The 12572-nt window shown below is 42.3% G+C and carries 8 protein-coding genes; all 8 read left to right on the top strand.

The genetic code is table 11. The annotated features are described in order from the left end of the window. Positions 1-83 precede the first annotated feature (83 nt). The 8 genes from C558_RS0126880 (at position 84) to C558_RS0126845 (ending at position 11882) form a co-directional block, all read left to right on the top strand. On the top strand, positions 84-479 hold the full coding sequence (locus C558_RS0126880) for a VOC family protein (RefSeq protein ID WP_018759399.1): 396 nt from the start codon (positions 84-86) through the stop codon (positions 477-479). Positions 480-1075: 596 nt separating this feature from the next. Continuing rightward, complete coding sequence (locus C558_RS0126875; protein ID WP_018759398.1) at positions 1076-6109, top strand: glycosyl hydrolase family 8; 5034 nt, start codon at positions 1076-1078, stop codon at positions 6107-6109. A gap of 247 nt (positions 6110-6356) precedes the next feature. Continuing rightward, positions 6357-6884, top strand: a complete 528-nt coding sequence (locus C558_RS0126870; protein ID WP_018759397.1) for a GNAT family N-acetyltransferase — start codon at positions 6357-6359, stop codon at positions 6882-6884. Positions 6885-6994: 110 nt separating this feature from the next. Further along, positions 6995-7510: a GNAT family N-acetyltransferase gene (locus C558_RS0126865; RefSeq protein ID WP_018759396.1), complete on the top strand. Its 516-nt coding sequence runs from the start codon at positions 6995-6997 to the stop codon at positions 7508-7510. Positions 7511-7574: 64 nt separating this feature from the next. After that, entirely contained in the window at positions 7575-8060 is a 486-nt protein-coding gene (locus tag C558_RS0126860; protein WP_018759395.1) for an NUDIX hydrolase, read from the top strand. A 29-nt stretch (positions 8061-8089) separates the two neighbouring features. Next, on the top strand, positions 8090-9415 hold the full coding sequence (locus tag C558_RS0126855) for a bifunctional DedA family/phosphatase PAP2 family protein (protein ID WP_245583886.1): 1326 nt from the start codon (positions 8090-8092) through the stop codon (positions 9413-9415). A gap of 160 nt (positions 9416-9575) precedes the next feature. Beyond that, on the top strand, positions 9576-10886 hold the full coding sequence (locus C558_RS0126850) for an esterase-like activity of phytase family protein (RefSeq protein WP_018759393.1): 1311 nt from the start codon (positions 9576-9578) through the stop codon (positions 10884-10886). A gap of 453 nt (positions 10887-11339) precedes the next feature. Continuing rightward, positions 11340-11882, top strand: a complete 543-nt coding sequence (locus C558_RS0126845; RefSeq protein ID WP_018759392.1) for a GNAT family N-acetyltransferase — start codon at positions 11340-11342, stop codon at positions 11880-11882. Positions 11883-12572: the final 690 nt, after the last annotated feature.

The following is a 12572-nucleotide window of genomic DNA, read 5'->3' as shown; positions in this document are numbered from 1 at the left end:
TTTTTTACTTTGTCGATTTCAACAATGTTCACTCGTCGTATTCATAGAAGGACAAATACAAGTTGAAAGGTTGTTGAAATTTTATGGGAGCACAAATTCACGCTTATCTGATGTCGGAGGATGCAAGAGGTCAGGCGAATTTCTACGTCGAGTCACTCGGTGGCGAGATTCAGTCTCTCACCACATTCGGTGAGACGCCGGGAATCCCCGATGCAATGAAGGATAAAATCATGCATTTGGCTTTGACAGTAGCGGATACGAATACGTTAATGATGTCAGACTCTTTCGAACCGATCTCGTATAACCGAAGCATCAGTCTTGCCTTGAATTATGACGAAGTGTCAGAAGCTCAAACGGCATATGCCAAGCTTAGCGAGGGCGGCGTTAGCAAGTATCCTCTCGCTCTACAGCCATGGGGTGCTTATTATGGCGAAGTCGTAGATCAATTCGGTGTTACGTGGATGATTACCAAACAATAGGCAATCGCTAGGCATGATTTTGTTGAAAGAAAGATGGGCTAGAGAACGATGAAGAAGTTGACACGCAAGTGAAGTTTGTCGAAGCCTGTCACTAAGAATCTTTGACGATACGGTAACGATGATCTCGTGAACAGGATGAGAATACGTTCAGACGATAAGAACATATAAACCTTGGATGTAGAATCCAAGGTTTTTCTAATTAAGTTGACCATAGGAGACCACCCGAATCAATTGACAAGATGTCAAACATTGGGTATAATATTTTTAAAAGTTAAAGCGCTTTAACATTTGGTTAAATGAATTACATCCGAAAATTGGCGAAGGGACGTGGTATGATACGCTAAATTTTCAACCTCGATTTATAAACGCATTCAAAGATTGTGATGTTTCCCTGTCGAAGATACTCCACTATGAACCTTCTATTGATGTCTTAAAGTTTCTTTTCCGCAACATTGACCTCACTACATAATAATTTCTCCTATGATGCAGTCATGAAAATGTAGAATCTATCTGAATAGGAAAGAGGGAATGGCGTGCCAACTTATCATTCATTGCGAAAAAGGTTTCACAGATTCGTAGTTATAAGTTTAGTGTTCATGCTGTTGCCTTTTCATGTCGTTGGGACCGTATCTGCGGATGAAATAGGCAATGATGAAATAACCGTGGACAAAACAATGATCGCTGCGTGGGACTTTAAGGATGCTGGAAATCAAGGCGTTATTTCAGCCACCTATGGAGCATATCAAGCGGCCTCGACCCTTCGTGCTGTTGGTGGTCCCAAATTCGAATATGTCAGTGATGACGGGCTGCAATATCAGGGCTGGGATCGCGGGACGGGCAGTAAATACTGGCTGGCTACGCTCTCGACCAAAGGGTTCCAGCATATCACGTTGTCTTCTATGCAAAAATCCTCAGGCTCAGGACCGCGTGACTTCAAAGTTGAATTCAGCAGTGATGGGGCATCGTGGACGACAATGAAAGATGTTACGCTCGAAAGAGGAAGTTATAGCTGCAGCAACTGTAAATTAGTGGACACACCTCTTCCGAAATCTGCCGAGGATCAGCCGTTATTATTTATTCGATGGGTGATGGCCTCGAACGTGCCAACTAATGCTATAGATAATCCTGAAGTCGGAGCAGGCGGTTCCAGTTACATCAAGGACATCCGTGTGAAGGGTGAACGCGTGGAAGGCAGCGATATCGAAGTTCCTACGATTGATTTGTACGCATCCCCTCAAAACGGTACAGCGAATACCGCTGTCGATGCCCAGATCTTGGTCAAATTCAGCAAAAACATCATATGGAATGAAGGACACGCAATTACGATCAAGGACAATGAGAACAACATCTTGCAAGGAATCTCACCTGAAATCATCAACCATCATTCATTACAGATTAACCATCCAGCATTCGATTATGGCAAAACATATACCGTGTCTATACCGAAGGAAATGATTCTAGGGGAAGAAGATCATATCCCCCAAATTCGGGATATTTCCTGGAGTTTTACGACGCAAGACTCACCGTTCATACCGAAATCTGTGAACATGACCTTTAACGGTGATCCGAAGACAAGTATCGCATTTGCGTGGTATACCGATAAGATGACAGATACGGTCGTTCAAGTCGTGGAAGCTTCCGCTGTGCAAGGCGGCGTATTTCCTAAGACAGGGTTCACCACGTATACAGGCCATGGCGAAGAAATCAGTACGTTCGTGGAAAAAGGAGACAGGACCACCCAGACATTCACGAAATTCATTAGCCATAAAGGAATAGCGAATGGATTGATCCCGGGAACGACATATAACTTCCGTGTCGGCAATGGAACAGCATGGAGCTCCATTGGCTCATTTACGACCGATACGACTGATCACCAGTCTTACCGCTTTATTGCGGGATCAGATTCCCAAGCATCGAGCAAGGCTGAGTTTGAACCCTGGGCAGATACGTTCAGAAAAGCGATTGACCATATCGGGGCCCCTAAATTTCTGATAAGTGCCGGGGACTTAGTGGATAACGGCGATTTAGAAGAGCAATGGCAATGGATGCTGGGCGCAGCACAGAAGGAACTGCTGCAGGTTCCGTATGTCCCAGTGCTTGGTGGCCACGAAGTGCAGGATTATGACGGGGATGAGACGACACCGAACAATAACTTCTACAATCATTTCAACCTGCCGAAACAAGTCGTCGCGGATACACATGAAGGATCGGTTTATTCGTTCGAATATGGAGATGCGCTGTATCTCGTATTCAACTCGCAATATCAAGGCGCGCTGAAAGAGAATGGAAAAGACGTGGATTGGGCGGATGATCAATTCTGGGACCAAGTCGCCTGGATGAAGAACGCCGTGGCGAAAAGTGATAAAAAATGGAAATTTGTGGCGTTTCACAAGAGCCCGTACGCTGCGGGCGATAACTCCGCGCAATGGGAAGATGATCGTGTCCAATTTTACAAAAAGTATCTCATCCCTGCCTTTGACGAGATGGGCATCGATCTGGTATTCGAAGCACATGACCATATGTATATGAGATCATTCCAAATGTATAACGATGAAGTGATCCCGAAGGAGCAATTGGAATTTGATAGCGAAGGCAATGCCGTCAACCCGAGAGGTACGGTGTATCTCATGTCGAATGCCTTCGGCAATAAGTTCTATTTTAAGAATAATCAATACGAACTGGACGAGAATGGCGAGCCTCGTGAAAAATTAGATGAAAACGGGAAACCGATTCCTTATGATGACTACTTTGCAGAGATTGACGAGCAGCCGGAGAAAAAAATGTTCACGGATGTATCCGTCTCACCGAAGGTACTTCAATTTACAGCCTATACTGCAGCCGTAGAAGACGAAGGCAAGACAGGGACGGTAGGCAACGGATTATTGGCGTACGACAAGTATGGGATCAAACGCACCGATATGAAGCCTGATCCTGTGGAACATGCAAATGTGAAGCTTGTCGATTCTAGTGCTCTCCTTTCCTGGACCATGCCTTCTGCCAGCAAAGAACCGATTCGGGGTTTTCGAATCTATGAGAAGAGTGACAAAGTAAAAGCCCACTGGAGCGAGTACATTCCTGTGGTGGATGGTCAAACAGCATACAGCTATAAGCTAGAAAATATCGACCCGAAGAAGAAATATGACCTGATTATCAAGGCTGTCGGCACGAGAATGAATTCGAATCCCGTTGAAGTCACTACGCTCGAAGGACCGATAGGGAATGAACCACCTTCTGCACCGACTGAGCTTCAAGGAACCGCAATCTCACCTTTCCAGGTTAACCTGCGGTGGGTGGCATCTGCAGGTACACTTGAACCATCCGGTTATAACGTATATCGCGATGGCAAGAAAGTAGGCACAACCAAGGCATTGTCATATAGCGATACCGGACTAAGTCCAGATACGAAGTATCAATATGTGGTGAAGGCATATAACGCAGAGGGACTGGAATCGCTGGACAGCAATACGGTGCAAGTGATGACAAAACCATTGCCGACAAGCGAAGGCCCGCACAAAGCGTTCCCACAGCATACGGCTTATGCAGGGGGTTCGATTAAGCCAAGCCATGTGACCCAAGCGGAGATGGACAAAACAGTAGCCAGGTTATATGACGAATGGAAGGCCAAATACCTGAAGAAGAACCCGTACGATCCGAGTCAATATTATGTGTGGTATAGTGATGGCGACTGGTTCGAAGACAATGAGATTACGGTATCTGAAGCGCACGGGTACGGGATGTTGATTACGGCACTGATGGCTGGGCATGATCCGAAGGCGCAACATTATTTTGATAGCTTGTATCGCTACTTCAGAGCACACCCAAGTGAGATCAATCCCGAACTGATGGCTTGGCAGCAAGCCGATACCGGGAAGGAAATTATAGATATTAACGGTGTCGACTCCGCGACGGACGGCGATATGGATATTGCTTATGCGCTTTTGCTCGCGAACAATCAATGGGGAAGCAGTGGCGAAATTGATTATTTGAAGCAAGCGAAGAAGGTCATCGAAGCGATTATGCAGAGCGAAGTCAACCATACGGAGTGGACCTTGAAGATTGCGGATTGGGCGGCGGATAACGATCCGAAATATGGCAAGGCGACGCGCTCATCCGACTTTATGCTGCAGCACCTGAGAGATTATCGCAATGTAACGGGGGATGCGCGCTGGGATCAGGTCATTGATGCAACGTACAACATTATTCGCAGCATGCATGAGAATTACAGTCCGAAGGCGGGGCTGCTTCCTGACTTCGTCGTGAAGGACGGTAACCGTTACGTTCCAGCGGAACCATTATTCTTAGAATCGGAGACGGACGGAGATTACAGTTATAATTCTTCTCGAATTCCATGGCGAATCGGTACGGATTACCTGATTACAGGAGATACCCGCGCGAAAGCGCAACTCAGTGCTCTTAATCGCTGGATCCAAGAGAAGACGAAGCAAGATCCGAAGCAGATTCGGGCTGGCTATAAGTTGGATGGCTCTACAGCTTTGGAAGATTACGAGGATATATCGTTCTCTGCCCCGATGATGGTGAGCGCGATGATCGATTCATCGAATCAGGCATGGCTGAATCGGTTATGGGATTATAATACTGCGGGTGCAACGAAAGATGAACTCTACTTCAGCAATAATCTTCGCTTGCTTAGCATGATTGTGGTATCGGGGAACTGGTGGACGCCGACGATCGTAGATGATGTGGCGCCAACGCCACCGACGATCGAGCGGGGTGAAGCGGTATCCAGCTCAGCCATCGAACTGAGATGGACTCCTGCGTCTGATAATGTTGGCGTGGTGGGATATAAGGTTTACCGGGACGATGTCGAAATTCTCACAACCACAAAAACAGATATCAAAGATATAGGATTAAAACCTACGACCACGTATCGCTATTTTGTCGTAGCCGTCGATGCGGCAGGAAATACGTCCAAGATCAGCAATGTAAGAGTGATTACCACTTTGAAACAGAGCTCTGAAGGTGGGGGAAATGGTTCAGACGGCACGACTACAAAGCCAGAAACTACTACCCCGCCGGTAAAAGAAGGTCAAGGAACGGGTACACCGGGGCCTGTGAAGAAGACTTTTACCGATGTTGACAACACCTATGTATGGGCGAAAGAAGCAATAGAAGGATTAGCGGCAGCTGGAATCATGCCAGGTGCTTCAGAAACCAAGTTCGAGCCGGGGAAAAAGCTGACAAGAGCAGATTATATCGCTTTGTTGGTGAAATTACTGGGGTTAAAAGCGGAGGTACATGTCAATTTCACAGATGTTGACCGCAACGATAATGATTATGAGGCGATAGGCATCTCCAGAGCACTAAGTATTACTACTGGTGTAGGCAATAATATGTTCAAACCGAAGGCATTGCTATCCAGACAAGAAATGATGGTGCTGACGGCGAGAGCGCTCTATGTCGCTGGCGTCTTATCGAAGAAGGGCAATGTATCCGATCTTGCTCCAATAGCAGATGCCTCACAAGTTGCAGCATATGCCGCGGAGGATGTTGCAGCACTGTTAAGGGAGAGATTCATCCAAGGAGACCGAGACAGGATTCTTCCGAAGGAAACCGTGACGCGAGCTGAAGCGGCTGTGATATTGTATCGTATTTTTCAAGTCATCCATTAAACTTAGTAGTATGGCTCCCAAGCAAAGCCGCTTCGCACAGATTTCTCTGTGAAGCGGCTTTTTTGTGGTGGCTAATTGATTGATTGAAGTAGATTTTAGGTGTGCCTAGCCGGTATGTCTGCCGGGAGGCTTTTCAAAATAAAAGGCAGATTTCTTCAAATAAGACACCCCCATATTTAACATGGTAGAATAAGGGTTAAGTGAGTTGGTGTTATCAAGTTATCTGTTAATGGGGGGACAATTGAAAATGAAGGAACAAATAGAATTTAATGAATTATTTGTTCGTAAAGCTTATGTGAGTGACTTTAGTACATTGATTGATCTCTTTACTGAATCTTCTAAATGGCTCAGAAATCTCGGTTTAAATCAATGGAGTCATTTTCTTGATGGTCATGGGAGGGATGATGTACTAGACAGCATCAGCAATGGCACTGCCTATGTTTTTCTTAAGAATAATCTTTTAGTCGGTACAGTGACAATCCAGTTGGACCCAGATGTTTGGGATAAACATGTATGGGCAGATTTAGATGTTAGAGACTCTATATTTATACATAGACTTGCAATATCACATAAGGAAAAGGGAAGAGGATTAGGAAGGGAAATACTAAACTGGATCGAGCATGGATTTGATATTCCCCAAAGTAAGAGATATTTAAAGCTTGATTGTGTTAATGATAATTTAAAATTGAATGAATATTACATACAAAGTGGATTTAAATTTTTAGGCAGAACTGAAGATGGTCATAGCAAATATCAGAAGGAGCTATCAGATTAACTCTATAATAATAGTAGTAAGCTGTTCCCCGTTGAACTAACTGGACACGATAGTAGAAGCAGTTATAGGTAATAATGTAAATATTGAGAATGGATTGGTGGTTATTACACATGGATGTATTTATTGAAAAACTAGATGTTAAAGATGCAGAAGATTTGTATAAGTTTGAACTTGAAAACAGAACTCTTTTCGAAGAGATGGTACCAACTCGTGGAGATGATTACTATAACCCCGCGATTTTTAAAAAGAGACATAAATCCTTACTAGAAGAACAAGTTCAAGGAGGTTCGTATTTTTATTTAATTAAAGATAAAGATAGTTCAATTCTAGGTAGAATAAATTTAGTAGATATCGATAAATTTCAAAAAATCGGTCATCTTGGATATAGAGTGGGGCAAGCATATACTGGAAAAGGTATTGCAAATAAAGCGTTGAAATTATTGTTAGAAACAATAACTGACAAAGAAATAAACCAGATTAAAGCGAAAACTACAGCTAATAACATAGCATCTCAAAAAGTTTTAGAGAAAAATGGATTTGATCGAGTTGCTACAAGTGACGAAGAATTTGAAATGAATGGTCAGAATTTTAATTTTGTTTATTATACTTTGTCTATTAGAGGCTAAAAAGTCATTAATCGAGGAACTAACTGGTAAAATTAGTGTAACGAAATATGGATGGTGATATCGAGTGGAGTACGAACAACCAAAACATTTAGTTTCTGTTTCAGCTTTTGTTAAGAATGAAAAGGGCGAGGTCTTATTACTCAGGACACATTGGCGTTCGGATACATGGGAAATGCCAGGAGGAAACGTTGAATCTGGGGAACCATTGGACGTAGCTGTTTGTAGGGAATACCTGGAGGAAACGGGCATTGTAATACAACCTCTTGGAATAACAGGTGTGTATTATAATGCAACGAAACATGTTTTATCAGTCGTTTTTACAGCAGAGTATGTTAGTGGTGAAATAATAATTCAACCAGAAGAAATTCAAGAAGCTAGATATATTGCGTTAAACGAGTCTAATATAGACCAATACATAACGCGTCCAAACCAAAAATCTCGTACACTCGATGCTATGCGAGCAAGGGCTATTATTCCGTATGAAACATGGGAAGTAAGTCCTGACTATAACTTATTGTCTAGGCTAGGCTACACAGCGAACAACCCTTGAGTCGAATCAAGGGTTATTTTTTTTCTTAAATGTTTAAAATAGATATGGAGGGGGAATGGAAATTGAGTTTTTTAACAAACTGGCTAGAGCATTATGGAAATTGGGTTCTCTTTATATCTTTATTACTTGAGATGCTTGCATTACCACTTCCAGGAGAGGTTTTAATGAGCTATGCCGGACTCCTTGTGTTTCAAGGAAAACTCAATTGGATTCTCTCAATAATAACAGCTGGGGTCGGAGCTTCTGTTGGAATGACGATTTCTTATTGGATCGGCTTTCGGTTAGGAACTCCTTTCTTTGAAAAGTATGGAACCCGCATTCATCTGGGACCTGACAAGCTTGACAAGGTGTCACATTGGTTTCAAAAATACGGAAATAAGGTATTGATCATCGCTTATTTTATCCCCGGGGTACGCCATATAACGGGGTACTTTTCAGGTGTCACTCGTATTCCGTTTCGGATATATGCCATTTTTTCTTATATGGGGGCTTTTTTCTGGGTCAGTGTTTTTATATCACTAGGTAAAGTATTAGGCCCTAAATGGGAGCAGTATCATCACACCATAAATCGATATCTGATTATAGGCGGAATCATTGCGGCAGTTATTTTTATATTGGTTTATATATACCGGAAAAATAAGCAGCAAATCCAAGATCAGCTCATTAGCAGCCTGAATAAATGGGTACAGCGATTCCATTCCATGGGCAAGGTTAGATTTTTTGTGCTTTCTGCCTTTGCTGTATTTGTCTTGTTTATTTCTTTAATGATTGGGATAATCCAAGATTTCTTTGAGAAAGAGTTTACACAATTTGATGAGGTCACCTCTTACGTCATTCATCAGATATTCGATTCAAGTTGGACGACTTCGATGAACAATTTCGCTTTGTTGGGTTCTTATTACGTGTATGCACCAGTAATCATCCTCACAAGTGTGTGGATATTTTTGAAGGGAAAAGACCGATTTCTTGAATTCTCTTTCTTTGCCTTTGTTATTATTGGAGGAGAAATACTCGCGGAGGGACTGCGAATGTTGTTTCATCGAACAGGTCCTGAACCAGTAGGGCTTCAGTTTCCCTATACATTCCCAAGCGAACAAACTTTAAATTCGCTTACCGTTTGTGGATTTGCAGCTTTTTTATTGGTCCGCCATTATGGTAATGTGAAAATTCAGATAACTGTAACGTTATTCGTATTCATCCTTTGTTTACTTGTTGGAATTAGCCGAATATTCTTCAATGTACAATATCCAAGCGATGTAGCAGCCGGGTATATATTTGCTGGGGCATGGCTTAGTCTAAATGTGATTTTGTTAGAGATATTTCGTATATTGCGCAATAAAGAATGTACGTCTTAACACGAAGTAACTTCGGCTACGAATTATACTGGGCTGTAAATTCTATTATTAAAGGCCCGAGACAAGAAATTATTTACATTCCTCTTACACTGGGTTAATGCCTCGCGAACAAGTTATTGTCATAATAAGGTATAACATGTCGAAGGGAGCAATAACTTACATGAACGCAAAGAACATTCTATTATCCATGCTTACTGTAGCAACGATCGGAACAGGGATCATGATGACAGCCATTCCGCAGGCCCACGCTGATCAAACCACCGCTACATCCCAACCCAAACTAACTGGGAAGTACATACTTCAATCCCCTGATTTGTCGAAAGGCATTAAAATGGGATTTGGATCATCGCTAGTTCATTTACCAGGCGACCCTGACAATGTATTCTACACAAGCAGTGACCGTGGACCGAACGGTGAGGTTGAAATTGACGGTGAAACAAGACGTACCTTCCCGTTACCGAATTTCACGCCATCCATCTATAAAATCAAAATAGAAAAAGGTAAAATCTCCATTCTCTCGTCGATCCCTCTACAAGTCAAAGGCAAAGATCCTGTCACAGGAACCTCTAAAATCACGGGTCTACCGAATGTTATCAAACATGATGAAATCCCTTATGATACGGCAGCGACGAAAATTCTGTCCTATGACCCCTATGGCTTGGATCTAGAAGGACTAGCCTATAATCCAAAAGATGGAACGTTCTGGTTATCTGAAGAATACGGTCCAAGTATTGTACAAGTGAAGAAGGACGGGACCATCCTACAACGACTTGTTCCGCAAGGCATGAGCGCGATGTTGCAATCTCCAGCGGTTCCGCTTAAAGAAGTACTTCCAGCGTCTTACTTGAGTCGTCGCCAGAATCGTGGCATTGAAGCAATTAGCATCACGCCGGATGGAAAATGGATGTTCGCAGCCATGCAAAGCCCGCTTCGTAATCCGGATAAAGCCGTCGACAACTCTAGAAATTTACGCATCTTGAAAATCGATATGAAGACGTTAAAACCTATCGCTGAATATGCTTATGTCACGGAGGATGCCGCTCAATTCAAAGATTTGAAACAATCCGATATTGTTATTTCTGATTTGTTCGCCGTCAATGAACATACCCTGCTCATTGATGAGCGGGATAAAAATGTCGGAACGAAAGCACAATTGAAACAAATTTATGCGACAGATCTTTCCGCTGCAACTAATATTTTGGGAAGCTATGATACGGCAGATACATCTGGGAAAACCCTTGAACAAATGAATGCGTCCGATTTAGCACAACAAGGGATTGTTACGCCGACGAAACGATCCGTATTGGATGCGGTGAGTTTCAAATACCCTTATGAAAAAATCGAGGGGATTACGTTGCTGCATGGACGGACACTCGTCATAATCAATGATAATGATTTTGGCGTAGGAAGCACTTCGGCGGAGAATGGTACGCAGCTCTGGACATTCGAACTTCCCAATATCATAAAATAATCCACAAAGGGCCGCAAAGAGAACCCTGCAAAACAAATATAATTTCTGTAAAAAACAACCCAGTACCGGACCGGTACTGGGTTTGTTCTATAATGGAACGAACAGGATAGTTCGAATTGAAGGCAGGGAGGACAGATAATTAATTTACATGACCCACATGAAGAAATTAAAAGGAGACTAACACTCTGGATTGCTCAAATAAGGATATAGAACATTGTGTTAGTGAAATTATAGAGAAAATACAAGAAAGTCATTGCGACCAAACGAAACAAGGAGTAGATTGCCGCGGCAGCTGCTCCTTGTTTTATTAAGCTAGTGGGCAGGATAGTTCAATAATTTCGCGAATACTCTAAATATGGGATTATTTACGAAGTTCGTGAATACAACGTTATATGACATTCCCCGCAAAACATTAAAGTCATCACTGAAATTCATTTTTATGGAGCGTATATAATGAATATAACCGTTAGAAGAGCAGATATGAATGACCTTGAAATTATAGTCGAAATTGATTTATTAAATGAAGGATATACATCAAATGACAGTAAACTGACACCAGAAGAAGTAATAGAACACAGTAAAAAAATACATGGATTTATTGTTGATGAAGATAAAGGCGTATTAATTGTAGAAGATCAAGATCGAGGTACACGCATTGGATACATAATGTATCGAATAAGTAATCGGGACAAACCATACCCTTGGAAGACCGCCTTTAGTGAATTGGATCGGAATCTTTTTCAAGAAGATGGACGGTTTTTAGAAATATTTAATTTATGGGTGGATTCAAAGTATCGCAGGCAAGGATTAGCAACATTGCTTAAGAAATCTATTGAATGTGAAGCTAAAAGTTACGGAGTTAATCTAATATACACACATACAGAAGAAGAAAACGGGCATGTCATAGAATTAAACAGGAAACTTGGATATCAAGAAGTCCGTCGTGGAACAATCTGGGATCAAGTTGTTCGAGTAAGCTTAATTAAACAAGTGTAAGGAACGCTACGAAGGCGGGGACATCTTATAACATAATATCTACGCTGCGGGCTACGCCCTTGGTTCGCAAGAAGCAGTAGCAGCGGAGATGAGTCAGCTCACAACCCTGCAAGGCTAAGTCCTGACGGACCCAGTCGCTGCGCTCCTTTAAGCCTTTCGGCTTCGTAGATACAGGAACGTTATACGAAACCTGTGAAGAACTTATTATGTAAGTAATTCTTGAGGTGAATAAGTGAATAATAGAAAATTTAATAATATCTTTTTCATTTTAGGTGGAATTCCACTAGCACTATATCCTTTTGTAATAATTGCAGACATAATGCTACTAGCCGCAGAATCTAATCCTCAAAGTGTATATGTAAAGGTATTGGCGTATCTATTCTTAATATTAAGTAGTACATATTTATTGACTTATCTGGCTTGCCTATTTGTGTATTCGGGTTCAGGGGAAAAGAAGAGAATATTATCAATAATTCCTTTAATGCAATTATTATTTACAGTTATAGTTTGTTTTATTTGGAGTTTAATAGACTAATAATAAAAACACATAAGGAAATAAACACGTTTGGTTGGCATTATCAAGGAAGTCACAGGCATCGTCTAACACCATGTTCACGCATCGGCGGACAAGCCGCCTCGATCCGGCAGGAGTCCGATGAGGATTCGGAGAAGGGATCGTCAGTGGCGGGG

Origin of the sequence: Paenibacillus terrigena DSM 21567 (assembly GCF_000374845.1) — a bacterium.
Classification (GTDB): Bacteria; Bacillota; Bacilli; order Paenibacillales; family Paenibacillaceae; genus Paenibacillus_K; species Paenibacillus_K terrigena.
The sequence above is the reverse complement of the archived record's forward strand: the minus strand, read 5'-3'. Positions and strand labels throughout refer to the sequence as shown.

Coding starts and splice junctions, on each gene's coding strand:
- C558_RS0126880 (WP_018759399.1), top strand. CDS start 84: ATGGGAGCACAAATTCACGCTTATCTGATGTCGGAGGATGCAAGAGGT.
- C558_RS0126875 (WP_018759398.1), top strand. CDS start 1,076: ATGCTGTTGCCTTTTCATGTCGTTGGGACCGTATCTGCGGATGAAATA.
- C558_RS0126870 (WP_018759397.1), top strand. CDS start 6,357: ATGAAGGAACAAATAGAATTTAATGAATTATTTGTTCGTAAAGCTTAT.
- C558_RS0126865 (WP_018759396.1), top strand. CDS start 6,995: ATGGATGTATTTATTGAAAAACTAGATGTTAAAGATGCAGAAGATTTG.
- C558_RS0126855 (WP_245583886.1), top strand. CDS start 8,090: ATGTTTAAAATAGATATGGAGGGGGAATGGAAATTGAGTTTTTTAACA.
- C558_RS0126850 (WP_018759393.1), top strand. CDS start 9,576: ATGAACGCAAAGAACATTCTATTATCCATGCTTACTGTAGCAACGATC.
- C558_RS0126845 (WP_018759392.1), top strand. CDS start 11,340: ATGAATATAACCGTTAGAAGAGCAGATATGAATGACCTTGAAATTATA.